Consider the following 20,102-nt stretch of genomic DNA (forward strand, 5'->3'; position numbering starts at 1 on the left):
TCAGTCGTCGAAGTTCAGCTCGTCGATGGCCTCAGCGTAGCTGCGACCACGGTTTTTGCTTTGCGACGATCGCCTGCGCCCCGTTATCTTCGCGCCGCGTGGGGTAACTTCTGCGCCGAAATCGCGCAGGATATAGGCCGACTCGCCGTTGACTCGTTCCACGTTGAGTGGTTGGACCAGCCCCTTCGCCACCACATCGGCCAGCGCTGCGATGACCTGCGGCATCGGATCCTCAATACCCGCGGGAAAGCTATCAAAAAACGTGGTCAGGGTCTTCCCGCCGCGGGTGACATGGGCTGCGAGTAGCCCGTCGATGAGCACCACAAGCGCTCCCGCCGCCCTGGTGGGCCCTTGCTCTGGCCACGGAAGCGCGGCACCGTAAGGGTTGGCCGGGTCAGTCGCTGCCAACACGTGCACTTGTGGTTCGCGCGTCCCCGAGGGCCAGCCCATCACGTCGTCGGTGTCCTGGTGCCCGCGCAACCTATCAATCACCGCTGGTGTGGAGAACTGCGAGGCGCCGAGCCCCTCCACCAGGTAGCCGCGCATCGCCTTGCCCGATTCCTCGAAGCCCGAGAGCACCTTGTAGGCCAGCGCGAATCCGCCGAGCACGTTCTCGGAGACGACCGAACCCCTAGTGACCACGCCATAGCGATCCAGCCAGGCCTCTCCTTGGGCCAGCGAGCGCTGCGTTACATCCGTGTCTGGGGACGGAGTAGCCGCCCATCGGCCCACCATGTCGGGCGGGGTGACAGGGGAAAAGTTCGTGCGCCCCGTCCGGATCCGCGAGCGCGACGGGCGCCTTTTTACCTTATGAGCTGTCTTGCCTCCCGCAAGCCTCGTGCGGATCGGTGCGTAGGAATCCGGCGCAATGACCCCTGCCTCCACCAGGTCCCACATCGCTTCGCGCAGCTCGTCGGTATCCGTGTTTTCCAGCAAGTCGGAGAAGAGGAACCCGCCGCCTGCGTGCATGCGTTCCATGATGTGCTGCTGGGTCAGACTGAGCACCGGTTCCTCAACCTGCGGGATTAACTGCTCCGCATAATCGGCGGGCAGCAGCATGATCCACGGGTCGCGCGCCCCGGCCTTGCCTGCACCCACGATGAGCACCTCGCCGGACAGCGTGAGCTGATCCAACATTGTGGGGTTGTAATCCCCTACTCGGCTGGGCAGCACCACCGACTCCCAGGCGCTGGCAGGCAGGCGCACCCCGGCGAGCTGTTCCAGTGTGGTGTACACGCCATCGGCTCCGCGCAGCGCGGCCCTGGTACCCACCGGTGCGACGTTGGCCCAATCCACGCTGAAGCGCGCGAATGCGGACTGAGACACCGGCCTGGTTTGCGCCCTCGCCGCCGCCAGCGAGCGCGTGCGAATGATTCTTAAGACCTCGGCCGCGCAGTATTCCTGTTCGTCGATGCCCTGGCGGAAGCGTCCCTCGACCACTTTCTCGGCATCGACCAGCGGTTGCAGCGCGGAATAGGCAGCGCCGATAGCCAGCCCGAACGCTGCGGCCAGCTCGCGGAGGGTAAAGGGACCGCGGGTGCGCACCCACCTGCTCACCAGCTGCGCGAGCGCATCCTGGATCGTGTCCTGCTGCGCCGCCACCCCAGGGGGAACCGGCACTCCCAGCCCGTCGCGCAACAAGGGTGCATCCAGGGACTGCGCAAAATGCTCACGTCCGCCAATGCGCACCCGCATCACACGCTGCCCCAGAGAATCTTCCAAGAAAGTCAGCGGCACTGAGGTGTAGGTAGGCAAATCGTCGATAAGCACTGGCCCTGTCATGCGCAACGTATCCGCGAACTGCTCCGAGGTCTGCGCCTTGCCCACGCGACGCAGATTCGCATCCACCTCGGCGATGATCTCCGGATCGAGCAGTTCGCGCAGCTCGACGGTGCCCAACAGCTTGGCCAATAGCGAAGGGTCCAGGGCGAGCGCCGCGGCGCGCTTTTCTGCCAGCGGAGTATCGCCCTCGTACATGAACGCGCCCGTGTAATTGAATAGCAGGCTCGAGGCGAAGGGACTGGGCTGCTCGGTGGTCACCTCGGCGACCCGGATGCGACGGGTGTTTAGATCCCCCATCACTTCCTGGAGCGCGGGCAGGTCGTAGACATCCTGGAGACACTCGCGCACAGTCTCCAGAATGATCGGGAAACTCGGGTATTTCCGCGCGACATCCAAGAGTTGTTCCGCGCGCTGGCGCTGCTGCCACAAGGGCGCGCGCTTGCCGGGGTTCCTGCGCGGCAGCAGCAAAGCCCTAGCCGCGCACTCCCTAAAACGCGAGGCGAAGAGCGCCGAGTTGCCTACCTGCTCGGTGACGATGTCCGCGATGTCGTCGGCTTCGAAGATAAAAAGGGAGGCGTCCGGCTCCTTGTCCATCTGCGGCAGACGCAGCACGATCCCGTCGTCGCCGGCGACGGCCTGGGCATCCATCCCGGTTTCCTGCGAGATCCGATAGCCCGTGGCCAGCGCCCACGCAGCGTTAACGCCCTTGCCAAATGGGGTGTGCAGCACCACGCGCCAATCCCCCAGCTCGTCGGTGAATCGCTCCAGCACCAGCGTTTTCTCATCCGGGATCGTGCCCGTAGCTTCCTCCTGCTCATCCAGGTAGCGCAGCAGATTGCCCTGGGCATACGCGTCGAGGCTCTTATCGACGAGGGCCGAATCGGAGTGCACCTCTCGTCGATAAGCACCAAGTGCCTTACCCAGCTCATACGGCCTGCCAAGCGTATCGCCTGTCCAAAACGGCAGGCGCCCGGTGTGGCCCGGCGCGGGCGAGACCTGCACCTGGTCGCGCGTGATGTTCTCTATGCGCCAACTCGACGCGCCGAGCGTGAACACATCACCGACCCGGGACTCGTAGACCATCTCCTCGTCGAGCTCGCCCACGCGCCGGGGTGCGGAGCCTGCTTCCCCACCGACGAGAAACACACCGAACATGCCGCGATCTGGGATCGTACCGGCATTGGTCACGGCAACGCGTTGCGCGCCGGGGCGAGCTTTGAGCACGGTGCCATCCAAGATCGCGCGGGGACGCAACTCGGCAAAGTCTGTCGATGGGTATACACCTGTGACCAAGTCAATCACCGAATCGTAGACCTCGCGGGCGAGGTCGCGGTAGGGCCAGGCGCGCCGAACGGTCTCGTACCAGTCGTCCACGTCTAGGTCCTCGACAGCCACGGCTGCCACCGTCTGCTGTGCCAGCACATCCAGCGGGTTCTTCGGGGTGTGCAGCTCCTCGATCTGGCCCTCACGCATCCGGGGCACCGTGACCGCTGTTTGGACCAGGTCGGAGCGGTGTTTCGGGTAGAAGGAACCGTGGGAGGTAGCACCGACGGAGTGCCCGGCGCGACCCACTCGCTGCAGGCCGGAGGCCACCGAGGGCGGTGATTCCACCTGCACCACGAGGTCCACCGCGCCCATGTCAATGCCCAGCTCCAGCGAGCTCGTGGCAACGACGGCACGCAGCGAGCCCTCCTTGAGCATGGTCTCGGTAAGGATACGCTCGTCCTTGGACACGCTGCCGTGGTGGGCGCGCGCGATCACGGGAGCGGCATGGCCCGCGGTATCGCTGGGAACCATCACCTGCGCTGGCGGGCGACGCAAGGTGGCGGACAATGAATCCGGATCGTGCTCCCGGGCCCAGCGCTCGTTGAGCTGGGAGGTCAGCCGCTCCGCGGTGCGCCGGGAATTCACGAACACCAAGGTGGAGCGGTGCGCCATGATCTCGTCGTAGAGCTGCGCCTCAATATGCGGCCAAATGCTGGAGGCGGCTGTGGGGCCCGCGCCGGGATCTACGCCCGGATCAAGCTCGTTCAGGCGATCGTCGATAATTGCCTCGCCGATGGTGGAGGCATCCTCGGGCACGGGTAGGTCGCTCATGTCCTCGACGGGGACGCGGACGTTGAGCTCCCAGCGCTTCTCGGCGGGCGGGTTGATAATGGTGGTGTTGCGGCCGAGGAAGTTTGCTACCGCATCCAGTGGGCGCACGGTTGCGGAGAGCCCGATGCGCTGGAAGTCGCCCGCGATCAGGCGCAACCGCTCGAGAGTGAGCGAGAGGTGCACACCCCGCTTCGTGCCGGCGAGCGCGTGGATCTCGTCGATGATGACGGTGTCTACGTCTTTTAAGATCGCAGCCGCCTTGCTGGTGAGCATGAGGTAGGCCGACTCAGGTGTGGTGATCAAAATATCTGGTGGCTTGCGCACCTGGCGGTTGCGCTCGGCCTGCGGGGTATCGCCCGAACGCACTCCGACCGAAATATCCGGCATGGGCCTACCCATGCGTTCGGCGACCCGCGCGATGCCGTTGAGTGGTGCGCGCAGGTTATTTTGTACGTCCACGCCGAGGGCCTTCAGCGGGGAAATATAGAGAACCTTCACGCCGCGCGTCTGCGAACCTGCGGGCTGGCCAATGGGCAACACCTGCTGGCCGGCGCGCTCTACCAGGGAATTCAGCGACCACAAGAACGCAGCCAATGTCTTACCGGAGCCCGTCGGCGCGACAACAAGCGAGTTCTCGCCTGCCGAGATCGATTCCCACGCCTGTGCCTGCACCGCCGTCGGAGCCGCGAAGACCTCCCGAAACCACGTGGCTACCTGCGGGTAGAAACGGTCCAGGATGAAATCGCTCATGGGACTACTTTAGCCCCCGCGATCGACACTTCCACGGTAATGTTTGGGTTATGACCGCTCAGTACTCTGACTCTCGGCTGACCAACCTGATCGCCCAAGGCACAGGGGAAATTCTCAAAGGTATTCGTGGCGTGGGCCTCCTGCGTGGCCGCGAGCTCGGCGAAGCCGGCGATGACCTCGCCCAAAACTGGATCGCGCGTGTGCTGCGCCAGCACCGCCCCGATGATGGTTTCTTGTCGGAGGAAGCGGCAGACAACCCGGCGCGTCTGGGCAAGGACAGGGTGTGGATCGTCGACCCGCTCGACGGCACCAAGGAGTTCGCCACCGGTCGCCAGGACTGGGCCGTACACATCGCACTCGTAGAAAACGGTGTTCCCACCCATGCCGCCGTCGGCCTGCCCGACCTTGATGTTGTGTTCAAGTCCTCTGACGTGCGCTACGTCAACGGCCCATTTGCTGGCAAGATCGCCATCTCTCGCAACCGCCCTCCCGCTGTTTCCAAGCACATTGCAGACGGCCTCGGCTACGAGGTCGAGGGTATCGGCTCAGCTGGTGCGAAGGCGATGCACGTACTTCTCGGCGACCACGATGCATATATCCACGCCGGTGGTCAGTACGAGTGGGACCAGGCCGCACCCGTCGGCGTCGCGCTCGCTGCCGGTCTGCACGCCTCCCGCCTCAATGGCGAGCCGCTGCGCTACAACAACTCGGACACCTATATCCCTGACTTGTTGATCTGCCGCCCAGAACTCGCGGATCAGATCCTCGAGCTCGCCCAGGGGTTCTACGACGAGCACGGCACTTTCGAGAATTAACATTTGCTTGACGACGAGGGCCCTAGTCACACTGCCTTGGCAAGTTCACCGTCAGAGCGTTAATCTAGGGCCCATGACTGTGCCTACTCCCTACGAGGATTTGCTCCAAGACATTCTTGATAACGGCCAAGCAAAGGGCGATCGCACCGGCACCGGCACCCGCAGCGTGTTCGGGCGCCAAATTCGCTATAACCTGGCTGATTCATTCCCGCTGCTGACCACGAAGAAGGTCTTTTTCAAAGGTGTCGTCGGCGAATTGCTCTGGTTCCTGCGCGGTGACTCAAACGTTGCATGGCTACAGGAAAATAACATCAAGATCTGGGACGAGTGGGCCGGCGAAGATGGCGAGCTCGGTCCAATCTACGGAGTGCAGTGGCGCTCCTGGCCAACGCCTGACGGCCAGCACATCGACCAGATCCAAGGCGCGCTAGACACGCTGCGCAATAATCCTGATTCACGTCGCAATATCGTCTCCGCGTGGAACGTATCCGAGCTCGATAAGATGGCACTTCTTCCTTGCCACTTGCTCTTCCAGCTCTACGTTGTCGATGGCAAGTTGTCCATGCAGGTCTATCAGCGCTCGGCTGACATGTTTTTGGGTGTACCTTTCAACATTGCCTCCTATGCTCTACTCACGCACATGTTCGCGCAGCAGGCTGACTTGGAAGTTGGGGAGCTGATTTGGACTGGCGGTGACTGCCACGTTTATAACGACCACATTGAACAGGTCACCGAGCAGCTTTCCCGCGAAGCGCGCCCGTACCCGCAGCTGAAGCTGAACAAGGTGGCGTCGCTTTTCGACTACACCTTCGACGATTTCGTCGTCGAGGGCTATAACCCGCACCCTAAGATCGCTGCCCCGGTTTCGGTATGATCGGCGCGATCTGGGCTCAATCCGTCGACGGTGTGATCGGCGACGGCCAAGGCATGCCCTGGCACATGCCTGAGGATCTTCGCCATTTCAAGCTGACCACCATGGGCAATCCTGTAGTTATGGGGCGGCGTACGTGGCTGTCCCTACCGAAGAAGCCTTTGCCGGGCCGGGACAACTATATTGTCTCTTCCCGCAATCCTGGCGAGTGGTCCACCGGTGCATTCGTGCTTCCCGATGTGCCAGATCTCGCCACGGACACATGGATCATTGGCGGTGCCAGGCTCTATGACTCCGTGATGGACATCCTTGATGTCATCGAGGTGACTGTCGTGGACGCGATCATCGCCGATGCCTACGGTGACGAGGCAGTCTTTGCTCCCCCAGTCCCCGAGGACGATTTCGCCCTCATGAAGGACTCCGACTGGCTGCAATCCGAAACCGGTCATCTCAACGGCTCCGATGTGCCATTGCGCTACCGTTTTCTCACCTACGAACGAAAGGTCCCCAAAGACCATGTCTGATACGTCTGATACCTCTGAAACACAGTCTGAGAACAATCACGTCACTGTCTACGCCACCAGTTGGTGCGGCTACTGCCGTCGCCTGAAGGAAGGCCTGGCCAGCAGCGGAACTCCGTACACGCTCATCGATATCGAGGAGCCGGGCAACGAAGAGGCCGCCGAGTGGGTCATGTCCGTCAACGACGGCAATGCAGTGGTGCCAACCGTGCGCTACTCCGACGGGTCGCATGCGACGAACCCGCCAGCGCAGGCCGTTGACGCCAAGTTCCAAGAACTCAGCGCTTAAGGTTTATTTAGTCCTCAGCTTTAATCCTCGTCGTCTTCGCCGAACAGATCCAGCATGTCCTTCGGCGACAGCGACGCGGTGTGTCCCGCGAGTTCGCGAGCCTCGACTTCGTTGAGGTAGTGCTCAAGCGCCGTCTTCAAACGACGCGCGTCGTGGTGGTTGAGCAGGAGAACGCGTTTCGACGATCCCCCGGGCAACTCTTTATCCAACGACAGCACCGGGATGCCATCCTTGCTGACGATTTCACAATCAATCTTGCGACGCTGGACGTCTGTAAACGACGGTTGGGTCTGAGACATTGGTTTCTCACGGCCTTTCTGGTTTAAACAGTTTTGGATACGCAAACACTTACCCAGTGGTCCTAGCCTAATTCACGGTGCCTTTTCGATGTGCGGTACCCTGTACTTTGTTCCGTTTGGATTTTGCCCTAGTAGCTCAGTGGATAGAGCACGGCTCTCCTAAAGCCGGTGTCGGAGGTTCGATTCCTCTCTAGGGCGCAATTTCTCCCCTGTCTCGCGACATCGTTCCGTTTTCCGGCGATGTTGCGAGATTTTTTATTTGAACCTTCAAAGACGTGCACTTCGCAAGATATCACCATTATCTGACCTGGGGTTTTATTTTTCGCCCGACGTTAGGTACGCGCCACCCGTACCCAACGCCCCGCGAAATATAAAAGCCCAGGTCGCTAAAAACCAAGTCGCGCAAAGTGCACATCATGGGGCACAACCAAGGAAAAAGGCTTACCTTAAAAAGTGAGTCACTTATCTAGCACAATGTAACTGGAGTTGCTACCGTGACATTTGTGAACAACTCTACCTATAGTCGTCGTGGCGTGCTCAAAGCCGCCTCCATCGCATTGGCAGCTGGCGCCGTTGGCGTTTCGGTCGCACCGGCTGCACAATCCCAAAGCCGCATCCTCGGCACTGTCATTGATTACTCAGCAGGAGTCCCATCGGGTCGAGCTGTAGCCGCAGCCGGCCACCTCGGCGCGGTGCGCTACGTTTCGCAGCCCCGGCCAGGTTCAGAGTGGATGAAGGGCAAGCCCGTCGGCCTCGCTGAAACCCAAGACTTCGCGGCAAACGGACTGTCCACGGCCTCCGTGTATCAATTCGGAAAAGACTCCACCGCTGACTGGCTCCAAGGCGCTGCCGGCGCCGCAACTCACGCACCTCAGGCGATCGCGCTCCACCGTGCGGCAGGCGGGCCAACTGGCCGTCCTATCTACGTTGCTATCGACGATAACCCCACGCAGACCCAGTACAGGAATCAGATTCGTCCCTACCTGCTCGCATTCCAGACAGCGCTAACAGCAGCGGGCTACCAAACGGGTGTCTACGGAAACTGGAACACCATTGAGTGGGCAAGCAAGGACGGAATCGGTTCTTTCTACTGGCAGCACGATTGGGGCTCGGGTGGCAAGATCCACCCTCGTGTCACGATTCACCAAAAGGCCGGATATGTGGGCAAAATTGACGGCATCGACGTCGATATCAATAACGTTTACGCCGCGGACTGGGGGCAGTGGAAGCCGGGACAGGCAGCCACGCCATCGACCAATCCCTCCACCAACGTGTCCATCCCCCTCCCCGATCAGGCCCAGCTAGACCAACTCAGCGCACAAGCCTCCACGCTGTCCTCCAACGTGAATCAGCAGGATCTCCAGGTTGCGCTCGAGGCGGCGCGGAAATTCATCCAGTAGCGAGCTCATAACAAAGAAAAACTCTTCGCCCCCAACCTCCGAATGGAGGTTGGGGGCGAAGAGTTTATTTGCGTGAACCGATTAGACCGGTAAGTGCTTAGTGGTCGACTGGCTTCTCAACACCGACACCGGTGAGGGAACGAACTTCCATCTCAGCCTGGAGGTGATCCAGGTTGTCAGGCTTGCCCAGGTAGGTACCGATGATACCTGCAAGGAACGCAGCCGGGATGGAGATAATACCAGGGTTCTTCAGTGGGAAGAAGGCGAAGTCTGCACCCGGAATCATCGAAGAGTCAGTACCGGAGACTGCTGGGGAGAAGATGATCAGTCCGAGAGCAAGGATCAGACCGGTGTACATGGAGGCGACAGCACCAGTGGTGTTGAAGCGCTTCCAGTACAGCGAGAAGAGGATGGTAGGAAGGTTAGCGGACGCTGCGATAGCGAACGCCAGGGCCACCAGGAAGGCCACGTTCTGCTCCATGGCCAGGATGCCAAGGCCAATCGCGACGAGACCGATGACGACAACGGTAATGCGAGAAACGCGGACCTGCTCTGCTTCGGAGGACTGTCCGTTGCGGATAACTGCGTGGTAAATATCGTGAGCAACGGAGGCAGAGGCGGTAATTGCCAGACCTGCCACCACAGCAAGCACTGTTGCGAAGGCGACTGCGGAAATCAGCGCCATGAAGATGGATCCGCCGAGCTCGAAGGCCAGCAGCGGAGCCGCAGCGTTTGCACCACCAGGTGCGGCAAGGATGCGGTCTGGTCCAACGAGTGCGCCTGCAGCGTAGCCGAGGACCAGGGTCATCAGGTAGAAAGCACCGATGAGGACAATTGCCACGGTCACGGACTTACGAGCTTCGGTAGCGGTAGGCACCGTGTAGAAGCGCATCAGAACGTGTGGCAGACCCGCAGTACCCAGGACCAGAGCCAGGCCGAGGGAAACGAAGTCAAGCTGAGTGGTTGCGGATGCACCGTACTGCAGACCAGGGGCCAGGATATCCGTTGCCTCGTAGCCCATTTCCTTGATGCGCTCGGATGCAGCGTGCATGTTCACCGCATCGTCAAGAAGCGTGCCCATGCCACCGCGGATAGCAACGAATACCAACACGGTCATGATGGCAACGCCACCAACAAGCAGGATGGCCTTGATCATCTGAACGTAGGTGGTACCCTTCATGCCGCCGATCAGAACGTAAGCGATCATGATGACACCGACGATGGCCACACAGATTGCCTGTGCGGAGAAGGTGTGCAGGTTCAGCAGAACGGACACCAGCGAGCCGGCACCAGCCATCTGAGCGATCAGGTAGAACAGGGACACGAACAGCGTGCCGAATGCAGCCGCAACGCGAACTGGCTTCTGCTTCAGGCGGAAGGAGAGCACGTCCGCCATGGTGAAGCGGCCGACGTTACGCAGTGGCTCAGCAACGAGCAGCAGAGCGACGAGCCATGCCACGAAGAAGCCGATCGAGTAGAGGAAGCCGTCGTAGCCGTTCAGTGCAATAGCACCGACGATGCCGAGGAAGGATGCTGCCGAGAGGTAGTCACCAGCAATTGCGAGACCGTTTTGGGTACCGCTGAACTGAGCACCACCGGTGTAGAAGTCAGATGCTTCGCTGGTGGACTTACCAACCCGGGAAACGATGGTGAGGGTAACGATGATGAACACTGCGAACACGCCAATGTTCAACCATGGATTGCCGACGCCTTCTGCGGCATCTTGCGCGAGGTAAACGGTATTCATTGTTTAGCCTTCCATTTCTTGGCGGATTGCAGCCGCCTGAGGCTCGATGTTCTTGTTCGCGTAGACAACGTATGCCCAGGTGATCAAGAAGGTGGTGGCAAACTGGGCGAGGCCCAGCCAGAGGCCGACATTGAGGCCCCAGAATGGCTGTGCCATCTGGTCTGGCAGGTAGGTAGCTACGAGAACGTAGAAGATGTACCAGACGAAGAATGCGACAGATACCGGGAAGGTGAACTGGCGATAGGTCTTACGTAGTTTCTGGAACTGGGGACTTTTTTGCATTGCAATAAAGTCTTCGGAAGTGGGTTCCCGGCGGGTATCCCCGGCGGTTTTCGTTGAATCACTCACGGTCGACTCCCTTCATTTTGTGGTCTAAACAAGTTCGACACATTGCAAGTTACCTGGCTCACATTGCAACTTCGATTGGTTTGACACTCAAAATGGAAATGACCGGATGAACTACCCCCACAAAAACCTGTCACCAGCGCTTTAATAAGATACCACCTCTCCCCCCGAAATGGTATAAATCGCTGTTTTGCAAATTTTGCAAATGCTTAACTTGGAAGTGCGTCAGCCTTTACAGCAGTTACATACCGAACGTATTGCAACCAGTCCTTTTAGACAGGGAACGTCCGAGGATCATTGGAAAGGCGCTCGCCCGCGATCCTCGCCAACACATCCATATCCCCTTTAACCAGGCGAAAGTCAAAGATCCCGAGGTTTTCCTCAAGCCGCTCCGGGCTCGAGGTCTTCGGCACAGAGGAAATACCTAATTGAAGTAAGAACCTCAACATGATTTGACTATAAGTCTTGTCATACTTAGCAGAGATTGCCTTAATGTCCGGATTATGTACCAATGTCGCCCGCGCCAGGGGTGCCCAGGCCTCCGTCACGATCCCCCGTTTTGTGTTATGGGACCGCAATTCATCTTGGGTAAACCCGACGTGAAGCTCCACCTGATTGACTGCCGGAGTGATCCCTGATTGCTCGATCAGTTCATCCAGAACTTCCTCATAGAAGTTCGCCACACCCAAGGATTGCAGCTGCCCCAGTCCTTGCAGTCGCGCCATATCCTCGAAGGCTTGAACGAATCGCCCCTGCCGAGGATCTGGCCAATGAATCATGTACATGTCCACGAAGTCCAAGTTGAGCTTGCGAAGCGATTCTTGATACGCCTTCCCCACGTTGCCCTGGTCGTCGTTCCACAGCTTTGTGACGACAAAGAGATCTTCACGGCTCACGTCCCCTGCCGCGATCGCGCCATTAATCGCGCGGCCGACGGCTTCTTCGTTGCCATAGAGGGAGGCTGTATCAATGTGGCGGTAGCCGAGCTCGATGGCACGACGTACAAGGTTCTCCGTGTCGTCGCCTAGCTTGTATGTGCCAAGCCCCAGAAGCGGCATCTCATATCCATCATTGAGCGTCGTGGAAGGAATCTGCGGAATAGTCATGATTCTATTCTGCCTTGTCCATCGCCCCTCGTGCGCGAAGCCCGCATAACAATTCGCTTCACGACGATTACCTGCCCGCAGGCTACCTTGTGCACAGAAAAACGCCTCCGCGCCTTCCCCACAGGGAAGCACGAAGGCGTCAAGTGCGTGCGAATTTACTTAGCGTCGATCAAATCAATGACGAAGATCAGCGTACGGCCAGACAGCGGGTGTCCACCGCCAGCGGCACCGTATGCCTTCTCTGGCGGAATGGTGAGCTGACGACGACCGCCGACTCGCATGCCAGGGATCCCTTCCTGCCAGCCTGCAATCAGACCGGTGAGTGGGAATTCGCTGGAGGAACCACGATCCCAGGAAGAGTCAAACTCTTCGCCAGTTTCGTAATCGACTCCGACGTAGTGAACTTCTACTAGTCCACCAGCCTGGGCTTCAGCGCCCTCGCCAATCACCAGGTCCTCGGTAACAAGATCAGTTGGTGCAGGTGTTTGAGGAACGTTGATGGTGGGCTTGTCCATGGAAAATACTCTCCTTGACTAAATGTGGAATTGTCCTGGCAAAACAAAACGCCAGGAACGCGTTCTCCCTAGTATAAGGGCGAACCACCTTCCTGGCGGAATTGTCTCAACCGTTGAAGCAAAGAAACTTGCTATTAGCGCTGTTCGCGAGGAACAACCTTGCGCAAGGTCTCACCGGTGTAGATCTGGCGAGGACGGTTGATCTTGGTGTTCATCTTGAGCTGCTCGCGGTAGTGAGCGATCCAGCCAGGAAGACGACCGATTGCGAACAGGACGGTGAAGAAGTCCGTTGGGAAGCCCATCGCGCGGTAGATCAGGCCGGTGTAGAAGTCGACGTTCGGGTAGAGCTTGCGGGAGACGAAGTAGTCGTCCTTCAGCGCGATCTCTTCCAGCTGCATTGCCAGATCCAGCATTGGGTCGCCACCGAGGTGGTCAATGATCTCGTGTGCGAGCTCCTTGACAATGGCTGCGCGTGGGTCGTAGTTCTTGTACACGCGGTGTCCGAAGCCCATGAGGCGGACACCCTTTTCCTTGTTCTTCACGCGGTTCATGAAGTCGGTTGCGTCGCCGCCGTGGTTGTTCTGGATGTCTTCCAACATCTCCAGAACAGCCTGGTTTGCGCCACCGTGCAGTGGGCCGGACAGCGCGTTGATGCCACCAGCGATGGAGACGAACATGTTCGCCTGTGCGGAACCGATCATGCGAACGGTGGAGGTGGAGCAGTTCTGCTCGTGGTCAGCGTGCAGGATGAGCAGCTTGTCCAGAGCCTTCACGACGATTGGGTCAACCTCGTATGGCTCGGTTGGGTAACCGAACATCATGCGCAGGAAGTTCTCGCGGGTGTTCAGCGAGTTATCTGGGTACATGTAAGGCGAGCCCTTGGATGCGCGGTAGGCGTACGCCGCAAGCATTGGCACCTTTGCCATGAGGCGGACAGTTGCCTTGTCCAGCTGCTCTTCATCCATTGGATCAAGCTGATCCTGGTAATAGGTGGACAAGATGTTCACCGAGGAAGCCAGCACCGACATTGGGTGGGCCTTGCGTGGGAAGACGCTGAACTGGGCCTTGAAGTCCTCATCGAGGAGGGTGTGATGGCGAATCTCATCGTTGAACTTGTGCAGTTCATCCAGGGTTGGAAGTTCGCCGTTAATCAGCAGGTACGACACCTCATTGAAGGTCGCGTTTTCCGCGAGATCAGCAATGTCGTAGCCACGGTGACGGAGAATTCCGTTCTCACCGTCGATGTAGGTGATCTTGGATTCGGTGGAACCGGTTGATACGTAACCTGGGTCAAAGGTGACGTAGCCCGTGTTACCAAGCATATTGCCCAGTACCACACCATCATTTCCCTCGGTGGCGTGGATGATATCCATCTCGTATTCACCGTTAGGTAGGTGAAGTACCGCCTTGTCCTTGTTATCAGTTGCCACTATGAACCTTTCAACGTAATTTGCTCGGCACTGCCAGAGTTTATCTACGGGTTTATTACACCCAGATATAACGTGACGCTAGCACTTTTTTCGCTAACGCTTCCAGTACCGGTATTCAATTGCAGTCATTGGTAGTCACCGCATCCCACTGGGGACGACTCTAGGTCGACTCATGGTTCCGTTAGCTAATACTATTGGTCCTGTGCCGGGTACGGTCAGCGCCTTGAAGACACGAGATGAGTTTAGCAAAGTTTGTGAGCTAGCGAACAATGTTCGAAAAACTTGCCCCAGTTCACCCCCTACCCCCATTTGGGAGGAAGTCGGCATGTGGCCCCTTTCATAGTTTCCGTTAAGTGGCCCGGTACAGTGTTCAATAGTCTTGCCCCTATTTCGTGGCAAGGATCCCGCTCTCCCAGATTTTGGAAATGGACTTTATCGATGACTGATTACCCAGTTCTTCCCGCAGAATTCACCCCAGCTGACGGTCGTTTCGGCTGCGGCCCTTCCAAGGTCCGCCCAGCACAGATCGACGCTATCGTCGCCGGGGCCAACGGAATCATCGGCACCTCCCACCGCCAGCCAGCGGTGAAGAATGTCGTCGGCGAAGTGCGCCAGGGCCTCTCCGATCTGTTCTCCTTGCCAGAGGGCTACGAGATCGTTTTGTCCCTCGGTGGAGCAACCGCTTTCTGGGATGCGGCCACCTTCGGCCTCATCGAAAAGAAGTCCGCTCACCTGTCTTTCGGTGAGTTCTCGTCCAAGTTCGCCAAGGCTGCGAAGCAGGCACCGTGGTTGGATGACCCAGAGGTAATCGAGTCCGAGACCGGTGACGCACCTACCCCACGCGCAGTCGAGGGCACCGATGTGATCGCTTGGGCGCATAACGAAACCTCCACTGGCGCGATGGTTCCTGTCGTTCGCCCAGAAGGCACCGACGCACTTGTCACCATTGACGCCACCTCGGGTGCTGGCGGCCTGCCCGTCGACATCACCCAGTCCGACGTCTACTACTTCTCCCCACAGAAGAACTTCGCCTCCGAGGGTGGCCTGTGGCTCGCAGCGATGAGCCCTGCTGCCATCGAGCGCATTGCAAAGATTAAGGACTCGGGTCGTTTCATCCCAGCTTTCCTTGACCTGCAGACTGCCGTGGACAACTCCCGCAAGAACCAGACCTACAACACCCCTGCCGTTACTTCGCTGATCATGCTGGCAGACCAGGTGAAGTGGATGAACGAAAACGGTGGCCTCGACGGCATGGTCAAGCGCACCACCGAGTCTTCCTCCATCCTGTACAACTGGGCCGAGAACAACGAGGTCACCACCCCATACGTCCAGGATCCGGCAAAGCGCTCCCTCGTTGTCGGCACCATCGACTTTGCAGACAACGTTGATGCAGGCGAGATTGCTAAGGCACTGCGCGCAAATGGTGTCCTTGACACCGAGCCTTACCGCAAGCTCGGCCGCAATCAGCTGCGCATCGGCATGTTCCCTGCGATTGATCCAAGCGACGTCGAGCGCCTGACCAAGGCAATTGATTTCTTGCTCGAGCAGGGTGTCGGCGCGAAGTAGTTTCGACAAAGTTCGACATTCTTTAACGCCGGAAGGGCTTGTGCTGCACGGATTGTTCCTTTATTTACGTTAGTCTGGACGAAATACTAACTACTAAGGAGACGAGATGCGCGAGCTTTTCCCGGTTGATGAAGAATCAACCGAACAGTCGTTGGTGTTGCGCACCGAAGACGGCGAGCTCTTTAGCTTGTCTCGCCGCTTTCTCGCTGACTCGAACGACGCGACCCCGGGCACCCCAGTTGCCCCGGTCGCCCCGGTCACCGCGGTAACCTCAGCCGCAACGGACGAAGACTCCCCTGAAAACGGCGAGCAGCTAGAGCCTGCAAATCCTCAGGCCGGCGAAAGCACCCCCGATTCCACCAGCGCATCCAGCGAGAGTGAAGTTGCAAAGGAATCCGAAGCAGGGCGCTCACTCCCCCAGCCCGACCCGCTCTATGCCACTCCTTTCTCGATGCGTCCGTCCGAGATCCAGCAGCGAATTCGCGCTGGTGCCACGACGCAAGAACTAGCCGAGGAAATGGGTGTGGCTGAGTCCCGGCTCGAGGCCTACGCGCACCCCGTACTTTTAGAACGCGAGCAGGTCGCCCAAGCGGCGAAGCAATCCCGCCCCGTCCGTGAAGATGGGCCAGCGAAACTGACATTGTTTGAAATTTTGGCGACCGCTTTCGCCGCCCGCGGTCATTCCCTGTCCGAAGCTTCATGGGATGCCGTCCGCGAGCCCGGCGACGCCTGGGTTGTCAGGGTCTCGTGGAAGGCAGGGTTATCCGACAACGTCGCGGAATGGTCCTTTAAGCGCAGTGGCCTCAGTGCGACGACCGAGGCACGCAATCCGATCGCAGCCGATCTGACGGACCCTAATTTCGTTCAGCCAGTCCGCTCGCTCACCGCAGTCTCTACCGGTTCCTCGCGCCCCGTATCGCCGTCAGACGACACTAGCGACCTTGAACTGGATGCCGACTTCTCCGATGATCTCGAAGCCGATCAGCTACCCGAAGGCAAGGATGATCGAGGCGATTCAGGGCCCGAGACCAGCGAAGAAGTCTTCGCTGAAGGAGAATTCCTCCAAAACCCAGAGTCAGACCAGGCCCCGCAGAAACGCAAGCGGAAGGCAGTGACTCCACACTGGGAGGATGTCCTTCTAGGGGTCCGCACGAACCAGAAACGCCCAAGGAAGTAGTCCGAACAAGTAGAGTCCGAGCTAGTAGTCAGTTACTCACGAAGAGGTAGCACGCGATGCACTTTCCTGCGGTTGTCACGTTGTGGTTCGTCAATACTAATGATGTTGCCAGTGTTGTCTCCCAAGAGCCGAAAGCTGATCGTGGATTTGGCAGGAAATACTTGGCTCAGCTCAATCCGGCTTGGCCGATTACCCCAATTGGGCAATTTCCGCTGAATCGCTCGGCCCGCCCCTCGCGGCAGGAGTACTACATCGCCGGGTATCCCGGCGTGACTATCGTGCAGTCCTTCCTGGAGGAAGTAGATACTCTCTCGGATATTCCGGATCGGCTGCGGAAATCCGTGCACGCACGGGACGTCTATGTGTTCGCGCGGGGCACGGATAGCTCCTATGCAGGTTTCGCCCACTTCCAGGGCGACAAGGTGTGCCGCTCGTTTACCGCCACCCGGACCTCGGTCGTGGAAGACCTCGGTGTCCCCGAGCCATTTGAGGCCCCCTATTGGGCAGGTGAGATGAACGATCAACTAGGAGGCATCGCGTTGCCTTTTGAGCCTCAAGATCTTGCAATGGCGGCGCATGAGGCGTGGTTGGGTGTGGATATCTCTCCCTCAGGTCCCGATATCAATGTGGTTGCCTACGCCGTTGATGGTCGCCCTGAGCCAAAGGTCGATCCTCCCCCAAAGCGGACGAAGACCGTCGACGAGGTCGCTGCTAAGTTCAGCGCATCGAACTCTGACTACGACGATTATGAGACCCCCGAAGACGAATCCGAGGACGAATTCGTGCGCCTCGCCGACGCGTCAGTTGCAGCAGCGAAGCGCCTGGGTCGGGGTTTCATGCGGCGCGCGAAAGACGCCCGCGATGCCATCGGAGAGCGTATTCGGCATTCCGATCGCGACATCACCCGCGACTAAAAGCCCCTACCTCAAACTCCGTGCGCGCTCATAGAAAGCAATGGCTGCTGAGGTCGCCACATTGAGCGAATCCGTGCCGGGCGCCATCGGAATCCGAGCACGGACATCAGTCGCACGCATCGCGTGCTCGGTCAGGCCGGGCCCCTCGGCCCCGACTAACAGGGCGACCTTCTCAAATGGGGCGCCGGTGTCGTCGATAAGCGCATCTGCGAGATGGACCGCCGCATCGTCGGGGGTCAGCGAGACAAGGCGAAAACCCGCCTCCCGCAGCTGCTCGAGCGAGCGCTGCCAGGTGGTGAATCCACCGTCGAGGTGCGCCCACGGCAGCCGCAGGACGTGCCCCATGGACACGCGCACGCTGCGGCGATACAGCGGATCGGCGGTGCCCGAGCCCAGCAGCACGCCGTCGACGCTCATGCCGGCGGCGTTGCGGAACAGTGAGCCGATATTTTCGTGGTCACCGACGCCTTCGAGCACGAGGAGGGTGCGTGCTTGGAGCAGATCACTTAGCGACGATTCCTCGGCCCGGTCCGCCACCGCCAACAACCCGCGGTGCATGTCGTATCCTGCGACCTCGGCTAGTGTTGCTCGATCGACCTCGTAGACGGGGCAGTTCACCTCGTATTGTGCGAGGAATTTCTCCAGCTTGGTGCGAAAACCAATCAGACACCGCAGCGGGTAACGCGACTCCACCATTCTCCCGGCAACGAGGGGACCTTCTGCAACGACATGTTTCTTCTCGTTGCGCTTGAGGTCTCGAATGTCATCGAGGCGGGGATCTAGTGGGTCGGTTACCTGCTGTGGTGTCTGATTCACAAGCAGTAAGTGTAGTTGTTTCGCGAATTGCTAAGCCAGCAGGGCCAAGATCGGATCCATGGCGAAGTAGACCACGAACAGAGCCGAGATCAGCCACATGATCCAGTGGATGTCCTTGATCTTGCCAGCTGCGACTGCCATCAGAGTGAAGGCGATGAAGCCTACGCCGATGCCGTTGGCGATGGAGTAGGTAAATGGCATGGTGACCATGGTGAGGAATGCTGGGAGAGCGATGTAGAACTTGGTCCACTCGATATCGCGAACCTGCGCCATCATCATCGCGCCGACCACCACGAGTACAGGAGATGCCGCTTCGATGGGGACAATCTCGTAGAGCGGGGTGAGGAACATGGCCAGCAGGAATAGCACGCCGGTCACAACGTTGGCCAGACCGGTGCGAGCGCCGTCGCCGATACCCGCAGAAGAGTCTGCGTAGACCGTTGCCGACGAGGACGAGCCCAGGCCACCGGCTACGGCGCCGAAGCCCTCGACAACCAGTGCCGACTTCATGTTAGGCAGGTTGCCGTCTTCGTCGACGAGGTTAGCCTGACGTCCCAAACCAGACATAGTGCCCATGGCATCGAAGAAGTTCGTCAGGACCAGGGCGAATACGAATAGGGTCGCCGTGACTACGCCAAGTTGGGTGAAGGCACCAATCAGATCAACCTTGCCCACGATGGAGAGATCCGGGATCGATCCGAAGGAGCTTGGAATCTGTGGGACCGCGAGGCCCCAACCGGTTGGGCCTGAATCGGCAGAGGAACCAACACCGGTGATCGCTTCGATGATCATGGCGATAATCGTGGTGGCCACGATGCCGAGGAAGAGCCCACCCCGGATATTGCGCACGACGGCGAAGCCACAGATGATTAGGCCGATCACAAAAGTCACGGTTGGCCACGATGCGATCGAGCCGTCTATGCCGAGGCCGACAGGAACGGTGGTGTTCGCCGCATCAGGCACGCGGGTGACAAAGCCACCGTTGACAAAGCCGATCATGGCGATGAACATGCCGATACCGACACTCATGGCGGACTTCATTGAAGGCGGGATAGCTTTGAACACTGCAGTTCGGAACCCGGAAATTCCCAGCAACACGATGATAATGCCGTCGATCACGACAAGACCCATGGCTTCCGGCCAAGTCAGGCCTGCCCCACCGACAAGGGTGACCGCCACGAGTGTGTTGAGGCCGAGGCCGGCTGCAATACCAAAGGGGTATTTCGCAACGACACCAAAAATGATGGTCATGACACCGGCGACCAGAGCCGTCGCGGCCGCGACCTGTGGCACGCCGAGGACTGTTCCTTCTCGGTCTGGGGAGGTACCCAGGATGAGAGGGTTCAGCAAAATGATGTAGGCCATGGCGAAGAAGGTGACAACACCCGCTCGCACTTCTGTACCTACGGTTGAGCCGCGCTCTGAGATGTGGAAGAACTTATCCACGGCACTTTTTGTTTGGCGCCCGCTGGTAGTGCTGGTTGATCCATTGTGACTCATGCCGAGCCTTCCCCTTATATGCCAATAGAAGGTTTAAGTATTCATTTTTCGTGCACAGGTTTTCTCAACCAGATTGGCAGAGAATTGCAATCTGGACAACCTAGCCCATGAAAATCACACCATACAATTCAATTCTTCACATCCGCAAAATTGCTGAGGTTA

The 20,102-nt window shown here is 58.9% G+C and carries 17 protein-coding genes and 1 tRNA gene; 9 read left to right on the forward strand and 9 right to left on the reverse strand.

Annotation, left to right across the window (positions count from 1 at the left end; translation table 11 throughout):
• The gene (locus A37O_RS0111205) at positions 1 to 4,629 is read right to left on the reverse strand and encodes an ATP-dependent helicase (protein ID WP_018297596.1); all 4,629 of its coding nucleotides are present in this window, start codon (positions 4,627 to 4,629) and stop codon (positions 1 to 3) included.
• Between the two features lie 50 nt (positions 4,630 to 4,679).
• Here A37O_RS0111205 and A37O_RS0111210 point away from each other — a divergent pair, with 50 nt between their 5' ends.
• The 4 genes from A37O_RS0111210 to A37O_RS0111225 all read left to right on the forward strand — a co-directional run bounded on the left by A37O_RS0111210 (position 4,680) and on the right by A37O_RS0111225 (position 7,125).
• Positions 4,680 to 5,444: a 3'(2'),5'-bisphosphate nucleotidase CysQ gene (locus A37O_RS0111210; protein ID WP_018297597.1), complete on the forward strand. Its 765-nt coding sequence runs from the start codon at positions 4,680 to 4,682 to the stop codon at positions 5,442 to 5,444.
• Positions 5,445 to 5,517: 73 nt separating this feature from the next.
• Entirely contained in the window at positions 5,518 to 6,318 is an 801-nt protein-coding gene (locus A37O_RS0111215) for a thymidylate synthase (protein ID WP_018297598.1), read from the forward strand.
• Entirely contained in the window at positions 6,315 to 6,839 is a 525-nt protein-coding gene (locus A37O_RS0111220; protein WP_018297599.1) for a dihydrofolate reductase, read from the forward strand. The genes A37O_RS0111215 and A37O_RS0111220 overlap by 4 nt, the downstream gene beginning before the upstream one ends.
• Positions 6,832 to 7,125: a mycoredoxin gene (locus A37O_RS0111225; protein WP_018297600.1), complete on the forward strand. Its 294-nt coding sequence runs from the start codon at positions 6,832 to 6,834 to the stop codon at positions 7,123 to 7,125. The genes A37O_RS0111220 and A37O_RS0111225 overlap by 8 nt, the downstream gene beginning before the upstream one ends.
• Before the next feature lie 20 nt (positions 7,126 to 7,145).
• Here the strand turns inward: A37O_RS0111225 and A37O_RS0111230 are convergent, their stop codons facing one another.
• Positions 7,146 to 7,424 (reverse strand): cg0963 family protein, encoded by a 279-nt coding sequence (locus A37O_RS0111230; RefSeq protein ID WP_018297601.1) that lies wholly within the window; start codon positions 7,422 to 7,424, stop codon positions 7,146 to 7,148.
• Between the two features lie 125 nt (positions 7,425 to 7,549).
• Between A37O_RS0111230 and A37O_RS0111235 the strand changes: the two genes are divergently transcribed.
• Both A37O_RS0111235 and A37O_RS0111240 read left to right on the forward strand, forming a co-directional pair.
• Positions 7,550 to 7,622, forward strand: a tRNA-Arg gene (locus tag A37O_RS0111235).
• Positions 7,623 to 7,918: 296 nt separating this feature from the next.
• On the forward strand, positions 7,919 to 8,824 hold the full coding sequence (locus A37O_RS0111240) for a DUF1906 domain-containing protein (RefSeq protein WP_018297602.1): 906 nt from the start codon (positions 7,919 to 7,921) through the stop codon (positions 8,822 to 8,824).
• A gap of 97 nt (positions 8,825 to 8,921) precedes the next feature.
• Here A37O_RS0111240 and A37O_RS0111245 read toward each other — a convergent pair whose 3' ends face one another.
• The 5 genes from A37O_RS0111245 to A37O_RS0111265 all read right to left on the reverse strand — a co-directional run bounded on the left by A37O_RS0111245 (position 8,922) and on the right by A37O_RS0111265 (position 13,967).
• Positions 8,922 to 10,571, reverse strand: coding sequence for a solute symporter family protein (locus A37O_RS0111245; protein ID WP_018297603.1), 1,650 nt, complete (start codon positions 10,569 to 10,571; stop codon positions 8,922 to 8,924).
• Positions 10,572 to 10,574: 3 nt separating this feature from the next.
• Complete coding sequence (locus tag A37O_RS0111250; RefSeq protein ID WP_051077992.1) at positions 10,575 to 10,853, reverse strand: DUF485 domain-containing protein; 279 nt, start codon at positions 10,851 to 10,853, stop codon at positions 10,575 to 10,577.
• A gap of 335 nt (positions 10,854 to 11,188) precedes the next feature.
• Positions 11,189 to 12,022: an aldo/keto reductase gene (locus A37O_RS0111255; protein ID WP_018297605.1), complete on the reverse strand. Its 834-nt coding sequence runs from the start codon at positions 12,020 to 12,022 to the stop codon at positions 11,189 to 11,191.
• A gap of 155 nt (positions 12,023 to 12,177) precedes the next feature.
• On the reverse strand, positions 12,178 to 12,537 hold the full coding sequence (locus A37O_RS0111260) for an FKBP-type peptidyl-prolyl cis-trans isomerase (RefSeq protein WP_018297606.1): 360 nt from the start codon (positions 12,535 to 12,537) through the stop codon (positions 12,178 to 12,180).
• Positions 12,538 to 12,671: 134 nt separating this feature from the next.
• Complete coding sequence (locus A37O_RS0111265; protein ID WP_018297607.1) at positions 12,672 to 13,967, reverse strand: citrate synthase; 1,296 nt, start codon at positions 13,965 to 13,967, stop codon at positions 12,672 to 12,674.
• A gap of 438 nt (positions 13,968 to 14,405) precedes the next feature.
• On the opposite strand from A37O_RS0111265, the gene serC reads away from it, so the two are divergent.
• The 3 genes from serC to A37O_RS0111280 all read left to right on the forward strand — a co-directional run bounded on the left by serC (position 14,406) and on the right by A37O_RS0111280 (position 17,624).
• Positions 14,406 to 15,533: a phosphoserine transaminase gene (serC, locus tag A37O_RS0111270; protein WP_018297608.1), complete on the forward strand. Its 1,128-nt coding sequence runs from the start codon at positions 14,406 to 14,408 to the stop codon at positions 15,531 to 15,533.
• A gap of 106 nt (positions 15,534 to 15,639) precedes the next feature.
• Positions 15,640 to 16,710, forward strand: a complete 1,071-nt coding sequence (gene sepH / locus A37O_RS0111275) for a septation protein SepH (protein WP_018297609.1) — start codon at positions 15,640 to 15,642, stop codon at positions 16,708 to 16,710.
• Positions 16,711 to 16,766: 56 nt separating this feature from the next.
• Positions 16,767 to 17,624: a DUF6928 family protein gene (locus tag A37O_RS0111280; protein ID WP_018297610.1), complete on the forward strand. Its 858-nt coding sequence runs from the start codon at positions 16,767 to 16,769 to the stop codon at positions 17,622 to 17,624.
• A 6-nt stretch (positions 17,625 to 17,630) separates the two neighbouring features.
• Here A37O_RS0111280 and A37O_RS0111285 read toward each other — a convergent pair whose 3' ends face one another.
• A complete protein-coding gene (locus A37O_RS0111285; RefSeq protein ID WP_018297611.1) occupies positions 17,631 to 18,440 on the reverse strand; it encodes a TrmH family RNA methyltransferase in 810 nt (269 codons plus the stop codon).
• A 30-nt stretch (positions 18,441 to 18,470) separates the two neighbouring features.
• Entirely contained in the window at positions 18,471 to 19,940 is a 1,470-nt protein-coding gene (locus tag A37O_RS0111290; protein ID WP_026196325.1) for an NCS2 family permease, read from the reverse strand.
• Between the last annotated feature and the right edge of the window lie 162 nt (positions 19,941 to 20,102).

It is taken from the genome of Corynebacterium lubricantis DSM 45231 (genome assembly GCF_000379425.1).
Taxonomy (GTDB): domain Bacteria; phylum Actinomycetota; class Actinomycetes; order Mycobacteriales; family Mycobacteriaceae; genus Corynebacterium; species Corynebacterium lubricantis.

Excerpts from the sequence above, each read along its gene's own strand:
- A37O_RS0111255 (WP_018297605.1), bottom strand. The coding sequence starts at position 12,022 with ATGACTATTCCGCAGATTCCTTCCACGACGCTCAATGATGGATATGAG.
- A37O_RS0111250 (WP_051077992.1), bottom strand. The coding sequence starts at position 10,853 with ATGCAAAAAAGTCCCCAGTTCCAGAAACTACGTAAGACCTATCGCCAG.
- A37O_RS0111215 (WP_018297598.1), top strand. The coding sequence starts at position 5,518 with ATGACTGTGCCTACTCCCTACGAGGATTTGCTCCAAGACATTCTTGAT.
- A37O_RS0111220 (WP_018297599.1), top strand. The coding sequence starts at position 6,315 with ATGATCGGCGCGATCTGGGCTCAATCCGTCGACGGTGTGATCGGCGAC.
- serC (WP_018297608.1), top strand. The coding sequence starts at position 14,406 with ATGACTGATTACCCAGTTCTTCCCGCAGAATTCACCCCAGCTGACGGT.
- A37O_RS0111205 (WP_018297596.1), bottom strand. The coding sequence starts at position 4,629 with ATGAGCGATTTCATCCTGGACCGTTTCTACCCGCAGGTAGCCACGTGG.
- A37O_RS0111290 (WP_026196325.1), bottom strand. The coding sequence starts at position 19,940 with ATGAGTCACAATGGATCAACCAGCACTACCAGCGGGCGCCAAACAAAA.
- A37O_RS0111280 (WP_018297610.1), top strand. The coding sequence starts at position 16,767 with ATGCACTTTCCTGCGGTTGTCACGTTGTGGTTCGTCAATACTAATGAT.
- A37O_RS0111225 (WP_018297600.1), top strand. The coding sequence starts at position 6,832 with ATGTCTGATACGTCTGATACCTCTGAAACACAGTCTGAGAACAATCAC.
- A37O_RS0111230 (WP_018297601.1), bottom strand. The coding sequence starts at position 7,424 with ATGTCTCAGACCCAACCGTCGTTTACAGACGTCCAGCGTCGCAAGATT.
- A37O_RS0111210 (WP_018297597.1), top strand. The coding sequence starts at position 4,680 with ATGACCGCTCAGTACTCTGACTCTCGGCTGACCAACCTGATCGCCCAA.
- sepH (WP_018297609.1), top strand. The coding sequence starts at position 15,640 with ATGCGCGAGCTTTTCCCGGTTGATGAAGAATCAACCGAACAGTCGTTG.
- A37O_RS0111245 (WP_018297603.1), bottom strand. The coding sequence starts at position 10,571 with ATGAATACCGTTTACCTCGCGCAAGATGCCGCAGAAGGCGTCGGCAAT.
- A37O_RS0111260 (WP_018297606.1), bottom strand. The coding sequence starts at position 12,537 with ATGGACAAGCCCACCATCAACGTTCCTCAAACACCTGCACCAACTGAT.